Genomic DNA, 21,532 nt, shown 5'->3' on the forward strand with positions numbered 1-21,532 from the left:
CCGCCTTGACAAGTGCCTTTTCGGACAACACTGGTGGTCAACGATCCTGCGCTTACGACCGGATCGGTGACGAAACAATCAGAACGCCGCGCAGGCGCCTACGAATTAACGAGGCTTGATTTTGAAAAGATTGTGTTTTGTAAATCCGTCCGCCCGCGTCTCTGCGTTGACTGCGCTGACCATCGCCGTACTCGCTGCGTGCGGCGGCGGCTCTAGTTCCTCCGACTCGAACAGCACAAGTAGCCAAGCCGGCACTGGTTCCACAAACGCGGGCGATCAGACCGGCTCTCTGGCCTCGTCGCAGAAGGTAACGCTGCTCCCGCCCGCATCTGTGCCGCAGAATGTCTCTCCCACGGGGGACCCGACAGCGGACAGCATCGCATTTATGAGCGCGGTACGCCACAACGTCGGTCTCAATCAACTCACCGTTGACCAGCAGCTGGTTACGTCGTCGCTGAACCACGCCAACTACTTGGTTCTGAACCAGGCTACCGGGCATAACGAAACGCAAGGACTTCCAGGCTACACGGGGCAGTCGCCGTTTACTCGCTCAGATGCCGTGTTCGGTGAAGTTACGACAGCCGGGGACATTCGGGCTTTTTCGACATCGTTGACCGGCGTTACATCGCTATTCGACGCACCGTTCCACCGTTTTTTGATGCTTGAGGGCTATACATCGCTCGGTGTTGGCGCGTCGACCAGTGCAACGTGGGAAGCGGTCAACATTGACTTCGGCGGATTCACCCCGGTCGTTGGCGATACGCAACTTGTCGCGTATCCGTACTCCGGTCAAACGGGTGTGCCGGCTAGGTGGTTCGCGGCCGAAAACCCGAATCCATTTGCCAGTCAGCCGCAGTACCAGAACACCTACGTGGGCTATCCGGTGACGATTCAGGCGAAGCTAACGGGGCACCTGACCTCGGTAAGCATCAAAATCACTGATAGCGGCGGCAATGACGTCCCGTGTTTGCAACTCACGCCCGACAGCAACACGGAAGTGACGAACAGTGCCATGTGCATCCCGTACACCGCACTCAAGGGGAGCTCCGCGTATTCGGTTCATGTGACCGGCGTGCTTAAAGCGCTGCATGGCGACACGCATCCTATCGACGTCACCTGGTCGTTCACAACGGAAGCCATTGCATCAGCCAAAGTCATGGGCAACGAGAAGCAGTTCCACGTCGTGCCTGAATGACACGCAAGAGCAGGCCGCAACAGCAACCAAACTGAGTTGATCCCAAAAAGAAAGGAGCGGAGGCACCACCTCCGCTTTTAGGTTTGGATCAGGAGGAGTTGCTGTCCGCGGCTTCCCTGAGGATTAAGAAGTCATCCTTGACTTTGAGTGTGGCTCTCTAGCCTTGTTCATGACGCGACTGTTTCGCGTCCCTATAGTCACCTAGCGAGGCATTACATGGAACCAAAAAAGAAAGAGCCCGTCGATGCGATCAAGTCGCTCATCGACGTCATTCAAGCTGCATTCACGGCCGCATGGAAAGCGGTACTCCTCCTCGGCGGTCTGATCCTGGTCGCCTACTGCTACTTCGAGAGCATCGTGCCCGAGGGCCTGTCGCTCGGCGATGCATTCTTCCTCGCGTCCGCCGCGTTCTCATTCACCTGCATCGCGCTGGTCGGCGTCGGCTTCGGTGTCTTTTCGACGTTGTGGGCGCTCAAGCTTCTCGTTGTCGCGAACAACTTCCGCCTCAAGCGCCGCGGGGAGCCGCCGGCGGCTTCGCTGCATCGCGCAGTCGATAACGGATCGATGGTTTTTATGTCGTTTCTCGTGGCGCTCCCTTTGGCCTATCTGCTGGTCTTCGTCAGGGATCAGACTCCTGATGCACGCATGCACGCGACCTTGATGTTCTTTGCGGCGGTGGGCGCGATCACGGCGATCATCGTGCTGATCGTTCCGGCGAAAGTGCAGCAGCGCGATATTCGTCTCACCGTGGTCTTCTTGGCGATGGCCATTTTCGGCACGCTCGTAGCTACCCGCCCCGCCATTCTGAATCTGTCGATGGTTAATCTCGGCGTGCGCTCGGCGCCCGGCCAAGTTGTCATCTTCTCCGATGCTGAGCATACGCAGTTAGCCGCGGTCGCAGCGGCCAGCGGTGTGAAGGTCCAGTTCTGCAAGTTGCCCAACACGGATAAATGGGGCACGCGCGACGCCCGCGCCGTGTGGCATGGCGTGGGCGGCAGTTCGTATGTTCGACTCTTCGACGAAACAAACGGGTCGCGAGACGTTCTTGTGCGAGCGAACCGCGCGGATGTGGAGGTGATCCGCGGGGAGCGGACTGGCTTCGACTGCCCTCCGAAGGTGGCCACTGCTGCGGTCGGCAAGTCGTCATGACTCGCATCTACGCGACGTTGAGAAAGCGATACACCACTGAGGCATTGAAAGGCATGGGGTTCGTCAAGGACGGCGGACTGATGGTGAAGCGCGGGGCGATGCGTCGCGTTCGCGCGCAAGCATCGAGCCTCGACGGCGTGTGGTGGCGAGTGACCCCGCTCGAGCGCCGCTGGCGTTAGACAGCGCAGATAACGAAAAGACGCTCAAAAACAGGCGTCTTTCTAAATCCGAGGCGCGCCCACGGCCGGTAGCCTTGTCTTCGCTCATGAAAGCGTCTGCGCGGTGACCGCGCAACCGCTGCTGGCTCAATCGGCCGTTGCGCCACAAATCAAGAACTCACGACTACAACGAGGAACCATGAAGCTCAAAATGATCGGCATCGCCGCCCTGTCCGTTTTCGCCCTGTCCGCTTGCTCACAGATGCAGCCGGGCGCGCAATCCGCCAAGACGGCGGCGACTGGTTCCGCTGCCGGCGAAGCATCGCAGAACGCCAATGCAGGCCTGCAGCACTGCCCGGCGCCGCTCGGCACTGTCGCTATCGTCGAGGATACGGAAGCACCGTGGTACGGCCTTCTCACTGGTCAATACCAGCTTGGCTCGACGGTGCCAGTGCTCAAGCTGCTCGTCCAGCAAAGCAACTGTTTCGTGATCGTCGATCGCGGCCGCGCGCTCGGCACCGCTATGGGCGAGCGCGCCCTGAACGCGTCGGGCGAACTGCGCAAGACCTCGAAGATGCACAAAGGCCAGATGGTCGCGGCCGACTACACGATCAGCCCGAGCGTGACCTTCAGTAACCGTGACGCGGGCGGCGGTGCGGCAGGCCTGCTCGCCTTCGTGCCTGTCGTCGGTGGCGCCCTGGCGGGCGTCGCGGGCACGATGAAAGCGCAGGAAGCCTCGACGATGCTGACGCTCGTCGACAACCGCTCGAGTGTCCAACTGGCAGCCGCCGAGGGATCGGCGCGCAACGTCGACTACGGCATGCTCTCAGGCGTGCTCGCTGGCGGCTTCGGCGGCGCAGCTGGCGCCGGCGGCAGTGCCTATGCGCGCACTGCACAAGGCAAGGTGGTGGTTGCGGCGTTCACCGACTCGCTCAATAACCTTATTGGCGCTGTTCGGCAATATCGTGCGCAGAACGTCAAAGGCGGCCTTGGCAATGGCGGCTCTTTGCTCGTCAACTAACATGCTCAAGGGGCGGATGCACGATCCGCCCTATTAAGAAACTGATTAATACGCCGTTATTCCAGTCTCGTCAGACTCTCATTTAACAAAAAATGCGCCTCTTCCTTGCCATCATCGTCCCGTGGCTTCAGTTTTTCACGATCGGCCGCCCTATCGCGGGAATCATTTGCTTGCTCTTGCAACTCACCATCATCGGTTGGCTGCCCGCCGCGATTTGGTCGGTCTTCGCATTGAGCCAGTACAAAACCGACCGCAAGATCGAGCGTGCGCTAGCCAGCCGACCCTAGGCGGGCGATTGTCATCAGGTCAGCCGCCGTTGTCGGCCAAAAGCGATGCCTGCGCAAGATCTTGTTTCGGCTGCGCCGGCTCGCGAGGCGGCAAAGGAAACGGTTCCGCATGCATCGCGTCCGCTGGGTACAGTTGCAGAAACGACCGGGCTTCGTCAGTGCTCTTGCAAGAGAGCCAGTCCTCATACTCGGTCGGGGGGATTATCACCACCGACCGTTTCTCCGCGCCAGGCTTGTGAAACCGCTTCATCAGCGGGTGATCATCAGCATTCACCGTGAGCATCGTCATGCTCAAGCTTTTAGAGCCGTCAGTCGGATCCTTCCATTCGCGCCACAGACCCGCGATCGCCAGCGGCGCACCACCTGCCGTTCCAATACGCCAGCGAACGGCCTTGCCGGTCTCATAGTTAGGCTCATAGAACCGGTTGCATGGGATCAGGGCAAGTTGGAGCTTGTTCCACGCCGAGCGAAAGCTCTCCTTTTGCCCAACTGTCTCTGATCGCGCGTTCATCGTTGTAAATACCTTCGCGCCTTTGGGTATGAACTTTCGAGGGACCAACCCAAATGTTGCCGCATCGGTTGAATACGCTCCGTCAAAACGGCGGAAGATCGGTGCGTCATAGTCTTTGTAGATATCCCGCTTGTAGTCGAAGTTCGGCGCCGGGAACAGGCTAAAGACGTCGAAGCGGTCTTTCGGATTAGACTCGTAGCTGGTGCACACTTTTTTCCACCCTCGTTGCAAAACATCATAACGGCCGCGAATGGACGAACGCTTCTCGCGTCTCACGCAATGGCTTGTATCGCAACTCGTGTGCCGTGGCACCCATTTTGCATGATCTGCCGGTTGGCCTCGCCGCCTGTGTAGAATCCGACCCCTGTCCTAGGGAGACTCGAGTGTGGCCGGCCAGACAACCTACGCGAGAGGTTTTCATATGGCTGCCCGCTCGATCGCATCGATGACGCTTAGTTTCGGCCTTGTCTCGGTCCCGGTGAAGGTCTATACCGCAACGGAAAGCAAGTCCGGTGTCGGCTTCAACCTGATGCACAAAGACTGCGGTACTCGGCTTAGACAGCAATACGTCTGCCCCCACGACGGCAAAGTCGTCGAGCGCGCCGATATGGTCAAGGGCTACGAGTTCGAAAAAGAGAAGTACGTGATCTTCGAGAGGTCTGAACTTGAGGCGCTGGAAGCGAGCGCGAGCCACACGATCGACATTGTGTCGTTTGTGCCGACCGAGGCGATCGATCCGATATACCTCGACAAGCCCTATTACCTCGCGCCCGACAAACGGGGCGGCAAACCGTACCGGCTGCTGCAGGAAGCCATGAAAGACAGCGGCACGTGCGCGGTAGCCCGTTGGACGTGGAAGGGCAAGCAGCACATGGTGCAGGTGCGCGCTGGCAACGACGGCTTGATCCTCCAGACTCTGCTCTACGCCGATGAGGTCCGTTCCCAAGCAGATATCGGCATCGAAGAGACGGACATCCAGCCGACCGAACTGCAGCTCGCCGAGCAACTGATCGAGCAGTACCGCGTCGACAACTATGACGCGGCGGCGTACAAGGATGAGGAAAAAGAGCGCATCTTGGCTGAGATCGACAAGAAGATCGCGGGCAACAAGATCACCGCGGCGCCCGCCATCGAGCAGCCCGGCGCGCAAGTCATCGACCTCGTAGAAGCGCTGCGCGCCAGTCTCAAGAAGAAGCCCGCCGCAGCACAACAGCCAACGACGGCACCGCGCGCCGCACGGAAGACAGCTCGTGCGGCTGCGCCGTCCCCCGAACAGGCGGAGGTAACACCGGCCCCGAAACGCCGCTCGGTTCGGCGCGCGGCCACCGAAGATCAACCCGCACCAGCACGCAAGACCGGAACAAAGAGGTGACATGCCCGACCATGGCTACAGCCTTCGGGAAGTCCAGCGCATGCTCGGCGTCTCCCGAAGCGTCGTAGAAAAACTCGTAGCGGCAGAATTCGTCTCGCCGAGCGGCGAGCGGCGCGACTGGCGCTTCACGTTTCAGGACATCGTCATGCTGCGCACGGCGCAGGCGTTGCGCGTCGCGGGCGTCTCGCCCGTAAAAATCGTCCGAGCCCTCGACCACCTGCGCAAGAGTTGGGGCCACGAAGGGTCGCTCACCGGTGTGCGCATCGCGGCTGTGGGCGACCGCGTCGCCGTGAGGGACGAGGAAAGCGGCCAGTGGGACGCGGAGACCGGCCAACTCCTGCTCGACTTTGACGGAAAACCTGCCGCGTCAAACATCGCTTCGCTGCAGGCGCCGCTTGCAAACAAGGCTCGAGAAGTGGCAACCGGCCTCTTCTACCGCGCGCGCTCGCTCGAGGACGAGGACATCGACGCGGCTGAAGCGGCATATCGGGAGGCTCTTGCGCGCGCGCCCGACTATACCGACGCATCGCTGAACCTCGGCGGCATCCTTATGGACACTGATCGGTTCGACGACGCGATAGCGGTCTACCGCGAAGCTTTGCGCTACCGACCGAACGATCCAGTGTTGCTCTTCAATGTCGGGGTCGCGCTGGAAGACTCAGGGCGCTTTGGCGAAGCATTACGATCGTATGAGCTTTGTATCGAACACGCGCCGGACTTTGCCGATGCACACTTCAACGCCGCGCGTATCTACGAAGAGCTTGGCGACGCGGCGAAGGCAATCCGCCACTTCAACGCATACCGCAATCTACAGAAGGGTTCGTGAAGCGGTCAAAAAACAGACACGCAATAGCCGCAACAAAGGCGAAGCCCCGACCGATGATCGGGCCGGGGCTGCGACTACCATCCTAACGCGACAACTTCGTACCCTCTAGCCTAGTGCTTCACGCCAGGGCCAACCCGCTGAAAAGCAACGACTTCCCCGCAACGACAAAATGCTAAAACGGAGCGATAAAACCTGAGGCGCGATCGTGGCAACCGCTTGTCCGGGTAGGTGTCAAGTTGGGCCGGATCTCGGTTACTGCCGTTCTGCGACTTGTGACTTGCGTCTCATCGCCACAGAAAGAAGTGTACGGGCCCTGCGAAAAGTACCAACCGTCGAACAGAGGCAGAAGTAGCGCTCTTTCCGCCATTAAGAAATACGCCTTCCGGGCGATGAGGCGGAACGCAGGCGAAGCCTCTTGAGCGGTCAGCGCAGGCCGACCGCCTTTCGCATCGCCACTGTAATGCCTTGCCGCGTGCGGTGGAATCCGTCCCACGGATCGGAGTTGAGCGAACGCATGCGCTGCGCGGCTGTTTTGATCGTCCACTGATCGGCGCGGCCGATGTCGTTCAGCTCGTCCCACGCGATAGGCATCGACACCCCCATGCCGGACCGGGCGCGCGCTGAGAACACCGCGACCGTGCTCGCTCCTTTGCTGTTGCGCAGATAGTCTATGAAGATCTTCTTCACCCGGTTCTTGGGACCAAGGACAGCAGAGAAGCGCTCGGGCATCAGCCGCGCCATGTACCGGGCAACGGCGTGCGAGAAGTCCTTCACCTCGTGCCACTGCTGCCGGCGCGTGAGCGGTACGACGATGTGGAAGCCTTTGCCGCCGCTCGTCTTGATAAAGCTTTTAAGCCCGATCTCGTCAAGCAACACCTTAGAGAGCGTCGCCGCATCGACCATCATCTGCCATGAGAGTTCAGGGTCGGGGTCCAGATCGAGGATAAAGCGATCAGGATGGTCCAGGTCGGGCTGCACGGCGTTCCAGCTATGCAATTCGACCACGTTCATCTGCGCGAGGCCGATGAGCGCTTCGTGATGGTCTACAACGAGCAGCGGCGGGTGGCCAGGGTGCATTTCATTCGGCAGCCGTGTGACGCCGGGGATCTTCGAGCGCTCCTCGTGCTTCTGAAAAAACAGCTCGCCGTTGATTCCCTCAGGTGCGCGTACCAGCGACACCGGCCTATCCTTCAAGTAGGGCAACGCGAACTCCGCGATCTCGTCGTAGTAACGAACGAGGTCAATCTTCTTCACGCGCGCCACGTCGTCAATGATGCGCTCGGCGTTAGACACCTTCACGCCTGCGATGACGACCGGTCCAGCACGGCTGGGCGACATGCGCGAGGCTCCCTTCGCCTGGGGAAGCCTCTCCGGCCCATCGACGTCCACGACCGTCTCTTCGGTCACGGCCGTGGCGGGCTTGTCGTCGCGCATGCCTTGGAAAACGGGATGGCGAACCTCGCCCGACGGCGTCCATTCGAGAAACGTCGCTTCAACGACGAGTTCAGGTTCCAGCCAAACGAAGTCGCGATCCTTTTCGCGCAGGGGCGGGTTGTAGAAAGGCGGATCGTCGCAAATCAGCTTCACCGCCTTCTTTTCGAGCTCAGCAAGCGCGCGCGGCTTCAGTTCCGCCTTCACGGTACCAGCGAACCGCAGGCTGCCGTCTCGCTCATGCACGCCGAGCATCAGCGACCGCATTCCGCTTTTTGCGCCCGCCAGCCTTGTATAGCCGCCAACGACAAATTCCTGGCGCCTTGAGCATTTGAGTTTGATCCAATCGGTCGAGCGGCCCGAACGGTACGGCGCATCCGCGCGCTTGCCAATGATGCCCTCCAGCCGCATGCGGCACGCCGAGGCGAGCAGAGACTGAGGGTCCTCGGTGAAGGATTCGCTGAAGCGGATGCGCTCGCTCGACGTTTGGGCGATCAACGCGCCGAGCAGCTCTCTGCGCTGCAAGAGCGGCACTTCCCGTAAGTCACGACCGTTGAGAAAGGGAATGTCGAACGCGAAAAATGTCAGTTGCGCCGTGCTGCGTCGGTCGAACGCGTTCTGCAACGCGTTGAAATCTGGAATGCCAGTCTCGGTGAGCACGACCACCTCTCCGTCCAGCCAGGCATTGTCGACCGGCATTTCCTCGATCGCGGTCGCCAGCGCGCGCATCTTCTCGGTCCAGTCGTGGCCTCCGCGCGTTATGAGCTTGACCCGCCCCGAGTCAAGCCTGCACATCAGGCGATAGCCGTCGAACTTTATTTCGTAGCGCCAGTCACCGGTCGCGGGCGGACGTCTTGCGAGGGTTGCGAGTTGCGGCGCAATTGTCTCCGGAAGCACACCCGCGGATGAAGCGCTTGGGCGTGTGGACCGCTTTGCCATTGTTGAGGCTAGTTCAGAACCCAACGCCCACGCCGACGCCTACTCCCGAACCGAAGCTGCCACCCCCGACGCCAACGCCGATACTGGGACCCGGCGTGTAGTAGCCGGGATATGCCGAATCACTGTAACCGTACGGCGGAGCGGTGACGCATCCGGAGAACGCCACCGCAAACGTCAAAATGCCGAAGAGTTTGAGCATGGTCATCTCCCTTGTTGGGAAACCTAGCAAGGCCTGAGCCCGTTTCGGGGGCGGCATCCCGCGCAAACCTCCGAGCCTTCGACCGTCGAGTGAGGGCGAACCCTACGGCGCACCCCCATAGCCTTCAAAAGTTTTCGTCGAGCCAAGCTTTCGCCCACGCAATTGCGCGCTCGTGAGCGGCTCCCTCAGTGTCGAAGTACCCAATGTCCGAAAAATGAAAAATCTGACCGTCATCCTCGTCTTCCCAAGGCGGCCTTTCTACCTCGCACCACGAATGCCAGTGGTGCCCGACCTTATTGGGATGAGAGTCGATGGTCCATTCGCGGTATTCGACTTTCATGTGTCTCCCAGTGTCTGCGCTCGCCTAGCGCCTGGACGAGATCAGCGCTTTTCGAAGAGCAACGGTGCATGGGGCTCAGTACTCAGTGCCGCCCCGCTGGTGACCAAGAATCGGTTACGGTCCTGACCGACTATCCAATGCGGCACTCGTCCACGGCCGCTCCATGTTGCACCCGTTACGGGGTCTTGATACTTAGGGTGTGCCTCAGCATATTGCTCGCCAGGCCTGCGGCCCATAAGTTCGCTCAGACTGATGTCGTACTCGCGCATCTTCTGCACGATCTCAATCAGTGCGAGTCGCATCTCTTTCTCACGGGCCTCGCTAAGAGCTTTTTCCAATGCGGCTCGCTCGGCAAGGAGCGTCGTTACCTCAGAACTGATATATGCCATCGTTTCCATCGCGTGCGCAGTGAGCGGCTGTCCGCCTACTTCGCGCGCCGAAATTCTTTTGGGTTGTAGACTGAACGCCGCCAGTCATGCTCGAGCTCGGCCGCCTTGGGCGAGCGAGCTACGTATCCGGCACCGAAACCCGCAACCCCGCAGACAATACCAACAATCAGGCACAGTTGCGTCGGTCCGAGGGTGGTCGAGTTCGAGGCTGAGCCGGGCAGTATGAGGGCGAAGCCAATCGCAGCTACGATTGGGAACAGGCCGAGCAAGGCGAGACGAGGGAGCGACATTTCTGATGTTGCTTAGCTTGGACGGATGCATACTCGACGCAGTAGCCACCTCGCCGGGAGCACGACATGAATCCAATCTTTGATGAAAAAACGAGAGACGGCGAGCTCGCCCGTGCGCTGAATCTCGCCCTTCACGCGTTCAGCGTTCACTCCGGTGCAGAAGTGATCATGGAGGGCGAACGGTTCGTGCTGAATTTTACACGGGAGACCGCTGCGGTCGTGCACGCACTGCAACTGCTCGGTGTGCAACCCGGCGAAACACTGCCCTCGCCTGACTTTGATGATTTCGACCTCGCAAAAAAAAACGTCCCAGGGTTTTAGCCTGGGACGTGTTCAAAAGCTTGGTTGCGGCTACGCCGCTTCTGCAAAGAGACTCAACTGCGTGGTGTCATAGCTCAACAATGCTTGATGCTCGTCGTCGCCGATGGCGTTCTCGACCAAATGCGCGTCGAGTTCTGCCGGCGTCAGGTTCAGACGCTGAGCGAGTCGCGAGAAGTACTGCCCGCGTTTGGCCATGTCCTGATACCGCTGGGCCATGCCGGTCGGCAGCTTCACGATGCCCTCGTTCAGCCAAAAATGCGCTGAATCAATTGCGTCGCGATGCTGCGTGTCCAGCATAAAGGCGGTGTCGTAGGCGCATGTGACGAACAGGCACGCCGCTTCCGCATCCACCTCGAACTGCGAGGCTTCCTCGAAGTAGACGGTCTGCTCACCGCCAGTCGTCCTCGCATATCGTCCGGGCCGACCCGGATGCCGGTACGGATTCCACTGCTCTGCATCGAACGAGCGCAGCCCGACCGACGGAGCGTCACGATCGTACCGGCCGACCGGATACCAGCCGTGCAGCACGATGTCGGTCTTCGGCAAGCCGTCGAGCTTCGGAACCGGATACCGGCGCCCAAGCACGTTCACGTCATGCCAAACCGCCAGCGCCGGAAACGCATGCGGCGCGTAGTGATGCATCGACAGAAAGAAGTCGATGGCCACCAACTGCTGCGGCGTCACGAACTCGAACTGCGGCTCGCACAGCATCCGGTTCTGCTCCGTATCAGCGATAGAACCATTAGCGAGGTCGGCCGAGTGCGCTTCAGCCCGGTCCCGCTCGGCCGCGTCGATACTGGTCAGCATCTTCAGAAAATCGATACGCGTTGCGTAGCTGTACGTGTCCGCCTGAATGCGCGTGTAGCCTGCATCGCTCAGGGACCGCCCTACCAATTCGCGACGCGGCATATCCCACTGGATCGCGAGCAAATAGTTGCGGAAGTCGTTCAGCGGTCGAAGATGCCCGTACTGCTCATCCTCGATCATCGCCTCAAGCGACTTGTCGCGATCGCCGCTGACAAGACATATGGCGCATCCAAAACGACTGCCACAAGAAGCCCTAGCCCCGGAGTCGCCCACCACGACACCACACGTTCCACCGTTCCCTGCCCGATAAATCTCGGACAGGCGATGTATCGTGCGCGGCATCAACGGCGACGGAAACGGCAGGCTTTGAGCATCCGCCAGCAGCGCGAGCATCGTCCAAACATCATCGGAGGACCATTCGCTTAACGGGCTGAGTGTGAGCGCCCCGGTTCTGCTTCTCACCGGATGATCGGCGTTATCGCGTCGCTCGGTCATTGCCACCGCACGTGAGGTACTTTCATCCCTGCGCAGGCCCAGCACCGTTATGACTTCGCGAGCGCCGTCATCTGCCGCCTGGCGTTCGAGCAATGTTCGAAGGCGACCTCCCGGGCGTACCTTCCAAGTATCCGCGCATGCACGGGTCCGTCTACCGTCTCGGACACCGTTCTCTGGCGTGCGCGCCAACGTTCCCCGCCCTATCGTCGAGACGACGAATTGGCTTGCCAACGAAGGCGTCGTGACATGGGTTTGCACCGGCAACGCCGACGCTTCGATGTATAACTGCAACTCGTCCAGCACGGAGTGAAGAAAGTTCGCGATCGTTGGATTCTCGATGGTCGTGTCGGCCGATTGAACGTGGTGGGCGATCGTCGTGCCGCCGGCACGGCGAATCGCCTCAACCATCAACACCAGCGTACACGTGCTGTCCTTGCCGCCCGAATAAGCGCAGCTCAGGCTATGCCCAAGTTCGATGTATCGCTGCATGACGCCGATCGCAGCTTCCATCTTCGAAACAATTTCGTGTTCCATCTTTTTCGCTCCAAGAAAATAGGAGCGACCCATTCGGGATTCGCTCCCGAATGGGTTAATTGCTCAAGTCAAATCAAGACGTCAGCCGTCGCGCGTTGCGCCTCTTCAAGGCCGTCGTGCGCTGCTGCGAATAAGTCGCTCTGCCGCGTTGCACGATCCAGGCGCGGCAGCGTCTTCGCATACCGGCTCACGCTCGTACCGTCGAAACTGTCCGCACCGGCGGCCGCGCAGATGCGAATGCGCCGCGCCGAGTTCACGCGACCGACGTGCAAGTAGCAGTGACGCCGTCTTGCGAGCGATCCCCAAACGTGCGCCGTCTGCTCTTTCCAATCTGTCGAACCGCCAATGAAGATGCCGACAGCAGGCGAGAGAAGCGAGGCGAGGTCTTCGACCTGCATACCGTTCTGAACGGCGATCAGCATCCGGCACGGCATCCCGCGAAGTCGTTCCAGCCACTTCAGCGAGTAGTCGAGGGAGGCCATGCCGCCCATGACGATGTCCGGAAGGACAAGCCAATCGGCCCGCTCGCCGAGCCGTTCGACAGCAACAGAAAACGCGTGCTCGTCGAAGGGCTGACCTTGCTGGTAAGCGGTCCAAGCGCCGTTATCTAACGCATAGCGATCGAAGCCCTCTGTACGCAACTCGCCCTTGGCCGAGACCAACAAGCGCCAGTCGGCGCCCTTCAGTGCGGCCAGGTTGCGGCGGGTGCCCGTGCGACTCGCGTAACCGACGAGCGGCTGCCGGTGCATGGCGATCCGTTCTTCGATCTCCGGGTCATCGTCAGCAGAGCCATCAACTCCGAAATAGTCGGCGTAAGCCATGAAGGCTTGCGCGTAGCCCGTCTTCTGGCCACTGGCGTATTGCTCCAGCCACGGCGGCGTCATTGGCGCACCCCGTTTTGGGGTTGCACTCTGCCGCCGATGATCAGGAAGACCTTCGTCTCGACGTTCCGGACCCAAGGGCGAACTTCACCCGCGTGAGTCGCGGTGCCGGCGATGTAGCCAATCGCCGCTTCGAGGTTGGCAAACTGCTCCGGCGATGCGCCCAGCTTCGCTGCTTCAAACATGAAAACACTCCACAGAAAGAACGCGGAGCGACCCTCGCGGGTCGCTTGCCCGCAAGGGTTGAAAAAAGAAATTAGACGGCTATTTGTGCCACTTACTCGATCAACTTGACGCTTTGCCACCAGCGACCGCCCGAAGGCAGGTCTCTGACAAAAGCGAAGTTCTCCGCTTCGTCGCGCGTAAGCTCGATCAGCCCGCCCTTCAAGATGGCCGCCTGGAGATAGACGACATTCGCGAGGGCGAGGGCGCCGTGCTGTTCGGCGATGCCGGTCAGCGTTTCGACTGCATCCAGCAGTTCCGCATTGAACCGCTTCGCGTCAGCGGCGAGACGCAGCGACACGTCAGCGTCGGCGATCGCGCCCACCACCGCATTGCATTGGGCTTGCGGGTCGTCGGGCCCGTACTGCTCGGCTTTGATCCAGCTTCGGATCACCAGGTCGTTCAGGACGTCGTCGACGAAATCGGTGCAGGAATAGGCCATGGAAGGCTCCAGTCAGAAAGTGAGGATAAAGAGCCGCTGTCAGAGGCGACGCAGACGGCCGTTATCGAACGCGGACGCACGACGCAGGTCCGGCGGCCGCGGCGTTTGCGATTGCGCAGTGGCCGGTGCGGCTTGCTGCGTTGGCGGCTGGTGACGCACCGCGTTCGAATGAGACGGACTGCCGGCTGCCGCGAGCAGAAGCATCAAAAGGTTTGCCATAGTGGATAGCGCCGAAGGGCGCGAGAAAATGAAAGAGGAACGAGAAGCGCCCCTTGTGGGGGCGACTCCCCACAAGGGTTAATAGAAGATCAGGCGGCAAGCGCCTGTACATCGATGACTGCGTCGGCCTCTGCCACAAGGTCGGGCGTTTGAGAGATGAAGAACTCCCGTTGATACCCGCCTTGGCGCAGCACTTCGCGTTTCATACGCATGAACTGCACTTTGCGCTCGGGATCGAGCGGGCCGTCTGACTCGTCGCTGAACAAGGTCTGATACGGCTGACCGGTGTTCTGCGCGAGATAGAGCGCGATGCCCCGCGTGAGGCACTCGTTGATCCAGACCTTCTGACCGCCGGACATGACGGAGACCGACTTACTGCTGTCGGACTCAGCGTCGTGAACGAGGATCTCGAAGCCCTCTCGCAGTTCGCCGCTTGCGAGCGTGCGCTGCGTGCGGATCTCCACTGTGAAGCGCATGCCGTAGCACGCGAGCAATAGCTCGTTGACGGTGTGCGTCAGCGCTGGACCCGCGTCATCGATGGTCAACGCGATCACGCCGTCGTTGCCCAAGCCCTTAGCCAGCAGCTTCCAATGAGCAATTTCGTCGGATAGGCGATCGGCACGAGACTGCGTGGCCGAGAACTTCTCCAACTCCAGCGCCAGGGCTTCCGCTTCGGCCTGCAAGACACTCTGCGCGCGGATCGATTGCTCGATTCGACTATCCAGTGCCGCGACGGTCTCCCGGTTCGCTGCGATGTCGCGGTCAAGCTTCGCAATCGCTGCCGTAGCGTCAACCGAAGCGAGTCGCCCGACCTCCTCGGTAATGCGCGCAAGCTCCGCTTCCATACGCGTCTTCTCAGACTGGTACTTGGCGGTACGTGCGGCACTTTCCTCGGCGATCGAACGCAACTCAGCTTGCGCCGCTTCAAGTCCCGACACGGCTGCATCGAGCAATGGCTTAGTGGCGGCAAGCTCTGCCGCCGCCTGCAAGGCGCGGCGCAACTGCGCGGCCGCATCGGTGATGGCGAGCATCTCAACACGCTTCGCCGCCAATTCAGCCGGCACCAGTGCCAAGGCTTCGGCCTGCGCTTTCTTCTCGCGATACTCCGCCCGAAGATTCGCCACCGAAACACGCTGCACCTCCGCTTGCTCTTTCGCTTGAAGGGCTTGCGCGAGCAGCGGACATTGCGCATGCATCGAATGACCGACGCACGGCACCTGCTCCGCCACCGCTGCCTGCTTGCTCAACGTGTCGAAGTGCGCGGCTTTCGTCGTGCCCTGGTTCATCAAGCTGGTAAGCGTTGCATCGAGCGTCGTCAACGTCGCGCGTTTGACCTCCAAATCGGCAATGTCGCGCTGCAGGGGAGCGAACCTCGCTTCCTCGCGCGCAATCGCCAACTCGGCCTCCTCGCGCTTCGCCGCCGCACCGACGATCGCCTCGCGGCGAGCCAGCGTTGCTTGGTGCGTGGCCACGGTTCGACTCAGCACGGAAACGCGCTGCTGACAACGAACCGCCGCTGCTTGCTCGTCGCCGGCCGCGCTTTTCAGGGCACGCCCCAACTCGTCGCGGCGCACGCCCAGCTCTCGCAGGCGCGCTTCGGTCGTGGCCGATTCGCTCTGCTTGGCCGCAAGCGTCGCCCGCTCTTGAGTCAGCTTGCTCGCGTGCTCAAGCGCGGCATCGCGTTGCTCCCGAGCGGCACGCAAGGTGTTGCCCTGCGCGACGATCGACTGCTCAGCGTCTGCTTTACGCTGCCGCTTCCCGGCGAGCGCGCCAAGCTCAGACTGGATGCCGTCGAGCGACTTGCCAAGGACCTTCGCGACGTCAGCGGCTTTCGCCGACAAGGCTTTCAGGTGATCGATGCCGAGAAGTTCAGCCAGCAGCGTCTTGATCTCGCCCGCGCCGTACGACGCGAGCGGCCGCCGGTTTTGAGCCGAAAACACGCTCGTGAAGAACGTTTCCAACGAACCGTTGATCGCCTCGACACAGCGGTTATACGACTCCGCCTTGCCGTCCGACACCGTTCCGTCAGGCAGGGACACCGGACGCCACGTACCGTCGACGCCACGATAGGCAAGGTAGTACTCCGCCTTGCCTGTCTTGCCGGGCTTGCGAAAAGTGAAGGACGAGCGATATCGAATGCCGTCGTGCTCCCATTCGAGTTCCTTCAACGCACTGGTGCCACAGATGTGATCCCAGTACGAGAAGGCGTCGACCGACAGCTTCGACGCGCGCGACGGCATGATCGGATACGGGTGCAAGTTGTCCATGATCGTTGTCTTGCCCGCCCCGTTAGGGCCGGTCAAGGCGATCAGGCCATCCGGCAACGCCTCCAAATCCAGCGTGACGCTTTCGCGTTTCATGCCATCGCGCACGCCAACGAAGCCTTCCAGTGTCAGTTTCAGAGGCCGCATGACACGTCCTCCGACACGCTCATCGAAGCCGACATAGCGGCCATCTGCGCATAGAAAGCGTCGTCGTCCTCGTTGGGAAACGGCTCGTTCATCACGACCGACGGCATGGACTGCACCGCTGATTTGGGCGCTTGAAGCGTCCCGTCCAGTGCGGCCGCCACGTTGTCGCAGACTCTGCCGAACTCGCGACGCGCGTTCGTCAAAAGCTCGGACCAACCGCTATGCCCGGTGAGGCTGCGGATCTCGGCAGGCGACCACTGGCTTGCATACCCTTCCTGATACGACCACAGAAGGTGCTGCATTTCAACGGTCGGCGTAACGGCGATCTCGCAGGAGCCGGGGGTCGTGGCGATCAGCAACAGCGTCTGACCGAACTGCGCCAGCACTGCGCCGCGGTACTGGCCGAACGGCTGATGCTGAATGGCAGCGGTGAAGCCTGCCAGATCAACTAACGACTTTTGAAGATCACGCGATGAGCAGTCGCCCAACGCGAACGTGCGAACCCAGTTCGGGCCAGCGGGATAAAGACCAAACATGATGCACTCCGTTTATGGTGGGCGGAGTGCGGCCCCGGTAGGGATCGCTCCCCGCCAGGGTGAAAGAAGAAATGAAACCGCTAGAGAAAGGTCCTGCCACTACTTATCGATGCGTCAAAGACGCGGTGAAACCTCTGTTTCGATAGCGACGTTGATAGTCGGCTATCGGAACACGGCTTGCGTGTTCAAGCAAAGGAGCCGTACTGGCCTCCCCTGCATGCGCGGCTACCTACGCCGCAAACAAATCATCGTTGAGCCACGAAAGCTGATCTGCCGAAGCCGACTCGACGATTTCCACCGTCGCATCTGGCATGGGCAGTGCATCGTCGCAAACATCGCCATCCGGAGCTACTTGGGCCGTCACCGGCGCAGGCTCGGATATGCTCGACAATGCGTCAGCGTCGCTCAGTCGCGCCAGCACGCCAGCGGCGATTGCCTCCGCGTCCCCCGTTTCCAGCAGCTGCAGCCGGTCAAGCAAGGGCGCCGGATCAACATCAGCGTGCTCGCACCACCGCTCGAGCTTTCGGTCAATCGAGGTTTCGAGGCTGATGCCTTGAGCGCGTGACCGGACGACGGGAAGAATGCGAGCTTCGACCTTCAGCTCGGCCGCGTTGCCGAACAGCGCCGCGATCGCGTCGCGGTCCACTGACTGTTTGTGCTCTTCGTCGACCTGCCAACGAATTCGCACGAACTTGTCGGTCGCATCGAGCGCGATTGCCGTCAGGCGCTGCATGTCGGGCGGTCCGTCAAAATCGACGCAGATGGTCTGCCGAGAAGGCGTAACGACCAGATCGGCTTGCGCGCTTCCCACCTCGACATTCCAAATCAGAAAGCCCTTGTCGCCTTCCTCACCGTAGTGGAATCGCCCGATGGAGCCCGGATAGGCCACGACTCGCCCCGCTCGCTCCCATTGCTGCGCTTTATGGATGTGCCCAAGCATGAACGCATCGCATTCGGCCTCGAACAGACTACCAAGCGAAAATTCGTGGTCGAATCCCGCCATCGTCACGCCGTGCTCGGTCGTACAACCGTTGACCGTGCCGTGGGAGACCCCGACAGTTCGAATTCCCGCGGCTCGAAGCTGCTGGTTGATGCGCCCTGCAGCGGCAAGATAATCACCTAGCACGGCTTCAAGACCCGTCCCGGCTTCCCTGGCACCAACGGCGGCCGCCAGTTGCCCCTTGTTGACCGTAGGCAAGCAGGTGAACACGACATCGGCGCCGATCGCGAGCACCTCGCGCAGCTCCTCGGCGGAGTACACAGGGCCGCTCGATGGATAGAACCGCCCTTCATGTAGGCTCACCTGCTGGACACGTTCCGCCACATAGATCTGATGCCTCGTTGCCATTAGTTCGAAATTGCGTAGCGTGCCCGGCGGCTCATGGGAGAACGTGCCCTGCAGCATCAAGACCGGCATGCTGCCGCTCAGCCCGTTGATGCGCCGCGCTAGCCGGTTCAACGAAGGGGCATGGGCGTCGAGACGATGGTCCGTCGCGTCGCCCGAGATCACCGCAACATCGGCGTGTGCGAGAACCGCGTGGTCGGTGGCAAAGCCAAAGCACCGGTCCGACTCTTCGAGGTTTCCCGGCGCGTAGTGCAAGTCAGAAAAATGAGCGATTTTCAAAGTCGCCTCCTAGAAATGAAAAAGGCCACCCGAAGGCAGCCAGTGAGTGTCCATGCGCTCAACCAGGTTGGTGGAGCGCAAGCAAAGAAAGTTTTAGGAACTGAGCGTGTCGCGGACTTTCATCAGCGCCTTGCCCAACAGGTTCTGGCCGCGCCACTTCGATTTGTCCGTGATGTCGGGATGATGCTCGCCTAAGCCTACGCCCCAGATCACATCGTAGGGACTGGCTTCGACTAGCTCGGTGGGCGCGGTTGCGAGCAACAACGCCCGCAAGCCAGGATGCTGCGCAAACTTCTCGCGGCACCCGACATAGACAATCGACTCGCGCTTGGCCTTCCATGTTTCGAGGTCGAAACCTTTGACTTTGCGTCCGAGGGCTTTTTGTTCCTTCGGCAGATGCGTGGCTAGCACAGCCTGAGCGATGTCCTCGTCGCCGAACAGCTTGGCTTTCGAAAACATCATGAACTGTTCGACACTGACGAAATCGACGTCGTGATACGAAAAGCGGCACGGATGCCAGTTGCTAAAAGCGTCCTCCGCGCCGAAGAACAGCGTGAAGTTGCCGACTCTACGCATCGGAATCTCCTTCGCATGAACAAGTAGATGGGCCGCCGAGGCGGACGGATTCGATGCGCATGTACAGCGCGGTCGAAAACATTTGAGCAAGCGGTTCTTGCTGAAATGCTCTCATGCGCGAGCGAGAAAGGCTGTGCGACACGGAGAAAGGATGCCAGCCCCCGAAGGGGGACTGGCCAAGGTTAGACGTAAGCAGCTTGTGCAATCGCGTCCTGAATTTCGACGTCGAGCGAGGCGGGATCATCGAGCGCGTTCTTGAGACGTGCATTCATCGCATCGACATCAGCGATGCGTTCGATCCAGCCGCGACCGTAGGTCTGGTGCGCGTATTTGCGAAAGCCGTTCTGTCGCTCCGGCTGACTTAGGCCCAGACGATGCAGCAGGTCGGACATACGGTGACGCTTGTCTTCCAACGTCTCATCGGGGTCGGGCGAGTCGTCGTCATGACCAGTTGCGCCGTCGATGCCCGATGGCTCTCCATCGCCTGCCCGTTCGGCCCCGGATTGCTCCTGCGCAGGCTGAAGGACCGGATCGCCAATCGACTGTACCGTCCCGTCTGACTCCAACAGCGCCGCCGCACGACTGGCAGCATCGAGCGCCGGTTGAGCCTCGTCCGCGCCGTCCAACAGCGCGCCTAGGTCGATATCGGCATCGAGCACCGTCAACATCTGCTTCTGACGCACGGCCTGGCCATTGTCGTCAATCCGCGTGATGTCGAACTCTTTCTTCGAAAGCCAGAAGCGCGTACCGGTGAGCCTGCCACGCGCCAATGCCACGGTCTGCATCGCAGAATACGCTTTCTGCAGCACGTAGATGGAGTTGGTCGGCAGCTCGATCAGCCCGAGTCCCTTCACGTCCGGAACTGCAAACAAGAAGTTTGCGGTCAGGTTGCACTTGCGGTCCTGATACTGCGGACAGACGTGAGGATCACAGACGCCATCGGGAATGTCGTCGTCTTGCCGGTGAACGACCAGTCGCCCACCGAAGGATCGTCGCGCCCGCTGTGCGCGTGCGTTACGCTCGACCGGCGCGTAAGTCTTGCAATAGCGTTTGCCGTCGCGGTCGTACTCCGAGAAGTACTGTCGCCCGGTTGTCGTGTACGCGGCCATCTGATTCGGCACATTGCGCAGCCAGTCGTCGAACGCGAACATGATCGGGAAGCGGTATAGCCGCAACCCGTGACCGCGATCTTCGCCATACAGCCGCAGGATCTCGTCCGCCGTGTCGGGATTCGAGAAATCCGAGCGTCTGCAGACGAAGTAGTCGACGTTGCGCGGAATGAGCGCGTTGCGCAGCTTCAGCGACGTTTCGAGCACCTTGCCGATCGCTTCGAACGACTCACCCGCGGCCACCATGTCGTTATAGAGCTTGACCGCTTTTTCGTTGGCTTGATGCGCCCGCGTGAGCACCTTGATACCGGGTCGAATCTTGCCGATCGTGGGCGGGCGAATAGCTCGTTCTTCAACGAGACTACGCGGCGCGTGATCGAACATCTGAACTACTGCATTCATGAGGGTTTCCTCGCGAGAAAGAAGATGGCGTTGGTCCGCATCGTTTCGGCCTGAGATTGCATCTCTCGGGCTGCCGCACTGCCGCGACGTTCGCTGACATGTGAAATGAAGACAGAGCGCTCTGCGTCGCTGAACATCGCGACTCGGGCTACTTCGCACCGCTCACGCCACACAGGGGACGTGGTGTCCGCCTGCTCGCGCTCGGTATTGATTTGATGCTTGATGGCCTCGGCGATACGTTGATTGAGGCGGTCGGGCAATAGCATGGAACAGCACCTCCGTTGAGAAAGGTCCGGCTCGCGCAAAAGCGACGGACGAAAAAAAAGCCCGCTCCGGTGAGGGAGCGAGCTTCGTGAAATCGATAGAGACCTACGCGCCACGTCCCTTCCGGGGACGTGGCGTGCAGGGAGCGGCCGGCATAAGCCCGGGTCGCTCGATCAGAGAACGTAAAGTCGTTCTCGCGCAGCATGGTCACGCCGCGCAACAGCCCTTTTCGGAATTACTTCCGCCGCAGGAATCACGGATCAGCCAACTTCGATCGTTCTACCCAGATCAGGCTCTGGAGAGAGAACACCCGAAAACCCGGGTTCGAACGATGTACCGGCGCAAATGAATGCGGCTCAGGGTACGAGTATCACGGCTGAAATTGGGGAGTGTGTAGCGAGCACACTCAGCACAAGGAAGATTTCCACACCGGTAGCTATCCGGTCGGCGCATGCCAACGCACGGGGCGGGCACGACTTGCAGAAAAAAGATGGACTCCGGGCTTGGAGTCGAGGTCGATGCGTCGGCGACGCGGGGAATGGAGTTGAGTATCCGGGTTAATGACGTGCGCGTGCGCTTGAA

The 21,532-nt window shown here is 60.5% G+C and carries 23 protein-coding genes; 8 read left to right on the forward strand and 15 right to left on the reverse strand.

Annotation, left to right across the window (positions count from 1 at the left end):
• Positions 1–385: 385 nt before the first annotated feature.
• The 5 genes from NK8_RS42160 (at position 386) to NK8_RS42180 (ending at position 3,810) form a co-directional block, all read left to right on the forward strand.
• Positions 386–1,195: a CAP domain-containing protein gene (locus NK8_RS42160; protein WP_225936697.1), complete on the forward strand. Its 810-nt coding sequence runs from the start codon at positions 386–388 to the stop codon at positions 1,193–1,195.
• 216 nt (positions 1,196–1,411) lie between these two features.
• Complete coding sequence (locus NK8_RS42165) at positions 1,412–2,344, forward strand: hypothetical protein (RefSeq protein ID WP_213234566.1); 933 nt, start codon at positions 1,412–1,414, stop codon at positions 2,342–2,344.
• On the forward strand, positions 2,341–2,523 hold the full coding sequence (locus NK8_RS42170) for a hypothetical protein (protein WP_053573063.1): 183 nt from the start codon (positions 2,341–2,343) through the stop codon (positions 2,521–2,523). Before NK8_RS42165 ends, NK8_RS42170 begins: the two co-directional genes overlap by 4 nt.
• 178 nt (positions 2,524–2,701) lie before the next feature.
• Complete coding sequence (locus NK8_RS42175) at positions 2,702–3,523, forward strand: CsgG/HfaB family protein (protein ID WP_213234567.1); 822 nt, start codon at positions 2,702–2,704, stop codon at positions 3,521–3,523.
• A gap of 92 nt (positions 3,524–3,615) precedes the next feature.
• Complete coding sequence (locus NK8_RS42180) at positions 3,616–3,810, forward strand: YqaE/Pmp3 family membrane protein (protein WP_187608270.1); 195 nt, start codon at positions 3,616–3,618, stop codon at positions 3,808–3,810.
• A gap of 19 nt (positions 3,811–3,829) precedes the next feature.
• Here the strand turns inward: NK8_RS42180 and NK8_RS42185 are convergent, their stop codons facing one another.
• Positions 3,830–4,531, reverse strand: coding sequence for an SOS response-associated peptidase (locus tag NK8_RS42185; RefSeq protein ID WP_213234739.1), 702 nt, complete (start codon positions 4,529–4,531; stop codon positions 3,830–3,832).
• A gap of 211 nt (positions 4,532–4,742) precedes the next feature.
• On the opposite strand from NK8_RS42185, the gene NK8_RS42190 reads away from it, so the two are divergent.
• Both NK8_RS42190 and NK8_RS42195 read left to right on the forward strand, forming a co-directional pair.
• Entirely contained in the window at positions 4,743–5,693 is a 951-nt protein-coding gene (locus NK8_RS42190) for a Ku protein (RefSeq protein WP_213234740.1), read from the forward strand.
• Position 5,694: 1 nt separating this feature from the next.
• On the forward strand, positions 5,695–6,519 hold the full coding sequence (locus NK8_RS42195) for a tetratricopeptide repeat protein (RefSeq protein ID WP_213234568.1): 825 nt from the start codon (positions 5,695–5,697) through the stop codon (positions 6,517–6,519).
• Positions 6,520–6,942: 423 nt separating this feature from the next.
• On the opposite strand, the gene ligD is transcribed toward NK8_RS42195, so the two are convergent.
• The 4 genes from ligD to NK8_RS42215 all read right to left on the reverse strand — a co-directional run bounded on the left by ligD (position 6,943) and on the right by NK8_RS42215 (position 9,826).
• The gene (ligD, locus tag NK8_RS42200; protein ID WP_213234569.1) at positions 6,943–8,889 is read right to left on the reverse strand and encodes a DNA ligase D; all 1,947 of its coding nucleotides are present in this window, start codon (positions 8,887–8,889) and stop codon (positions 6,943–6,945) included.
• 13 nt (positions 8,890–8,902) lie between these two features.
• Positions 8,903–9,088: a hypothetical protein gene (locus NK8_RS42205; protein WP_213234570.1), complete on the reverse strand. Its 186-nt coding sequence runs from the start codon at positions 9,086–9,088 to the stop codon at positions 8,903–8,905.
• A 124-nt stretch (positions 9,089–9,212) separates the two neighbouring features.
• Positions 9,213–9,428, reverse strand: a complete 216-nt coding sequence (locus NK8_RS42210; RefSeq protein ID WP_213234571.1) for a hypothetical protein — start codon at positions 9,426–9,428, stop codon at positions 9,213–9,215.
• A gap of 41 nt (positions 9,429–9,469) precedes the next feature.
• A complete protein-coding gene (locus NK8_RS42215; RefSeq protein WP_367657851.1) occupies positions 9,470–9,826 on the reverse strand; it encodes an H-NS histone family protein in 357 nt (118 codons plus the stop codon).
• A gap of 347 nt (positions 9,827–10,173) precedes the next feature.
• Here NK8_RS42215 and NK8_RS42220 point away from each other — a divergent pair, with 347 nt between their 5' ends.
• Positions 10,174–10,428 (forward strand): hypothetical protein, encoded by a 255-nt coding sequence (locus tag NK8_RS42220; RefSeq protein ID WP_213234572.1) that lies wholly within the window; start codon positions 10,174–10,176, stop codon positions 10,426–10,428.
• A 30-nt stretch (positions 10,429–10,458) separates the two neighbouring features.
• On the opposite strand, the gene NK8_RS42225 is transcribed toward NK8_RS42220, so the two are convergent.
• The 10 genes from NK8_RS42225 to NK8_RS42270 form a co-directional block, all read right to left on the reverse strand.
• Positions 10,459–12,264: a phosphoadenosine phosphosulfate reductase family protein gene (locus NK8_RS42225; protein WP_213234573.1), complete on the reverse strand. Its 1,806-nt coding sequence runs from the start codon at positions 12,262–12,264 to the stop codon at positions 10,459–10,461.
• Positions 12,265–12,332: 68 nt separating this feature from the next.
• Positions 12,333–13,148 carry a hypothetical protein gene (locus tag NK8_RS42230; RefSeq protein WP_213234574.1) on the reverse strand — a complete coding sequence of 272 codons (816 nt, stop codon included), beginning with the start codon at positions 13,146–13,148 and terminating at the stop codon, positions 12,333–12,335.
• Positions 13,145–13,330, reverse strand: a complete 186-nt coding sequence (locus tag NK8_RS42235; protein WP_213234575.1) for a hypothetical protein — start codon at positions 13,328–13,330, stop codon at positions 13,145–13,147. Before NK8_RS42235 ends, NK8_RS42230 begins: the two co-directional genes overlap by 4 nt.
• Positions 13,331–13,422: 92 nt before the next feature.
• Positions 13,423–13,809: a hypothetical protein gene (locus NK8_RS42240; RefSeq protein WP_213234576.1), complete on the reverse strand. Its 387-nt coding sequence runs from the start codon at positions 13,807–13,809 to the stop codon at positions 13,423–13,425.
• A 308-nt stretch (positions 13,810–14,117) separates the two neighbouring features.
• A complete protein-coding gene (locus tag NK8_RS42245; RefSeq protein ID WP_213234577.1) occupies positions 14,118–16,439 on the reverse strand; it encodes an SMC family ATPase in 2,322 nt (773 codons plus the stop codon).
• Entirely contained in the window at positions 16,427–16,975 is a 549-nt protein-coding gene (locus tag NK8_RS42250) for a hypothetical protein (protein WP_213234578.1), read from the reverse strand. Before NK8_RS42250 ends, NK8_RS42245 begins: the two co-directional genes overlap by 13 nt.
• Before the next feature lie 229 nt (positions 16,976–17,204).
• A complete protein-coding gene (locus tag NK8_RS42255; RefSeq protein ID WP_213234579.1) occupies positions 17,205–18,599 on the reverse strand; it encodes a metallophosphatase family protein in 1,395 nt (464 codons plus the stop codon).
• A 93-nt stretch (positions 18,600–18,692) separates the two neighbouring features.
• Positions 18,693–19,175 (reverse strand): NADAR family protein, encoded by a 483-nt coding sequence (locus NK8_RS42260; protein WP_213234580.1) that lies wholly within the window; start codon positions 19,173–19,175, stop codon positions 18,693–18,695.
• Positions 19,176–19,357: 182 nt separating this feature from the next.
• Complete coding sequence (locus NK8_RS42265) at positions 19,358–20,686, reverse strand: hypothetical protein (RefSeq protein ID WP_213234581.1); 1,329 nt, start codon at positions 20,684–20,686, stop codon at positions 19,358–19,360.
• Complete coding sequence (locus NK8_RS42270; protein WP_213234582.1) at positions 20,683–20,952, reverse strand: hypothetical protein; 270 nt, start codon at positions 20,950–20,952, stop codon at positions 20,683–20,685. Before NK8_RS42270 ends, NK8_RS42265 begins: the two co-directional genes overlap by 4 nt.
• Positions 20,953–21,532 lie beyond the last annotated feature (580 nt).

Origin of the sequence: Caballeronia sp. NK8 (genome assembly GCF_018408855.1) — a bacterium.
Taxonomy (GTDB): Bacteria; Pseudomonadota; Gammaproteobacteria; order Burkholderiales; family Burkholderiaceae; genus Caballeronia.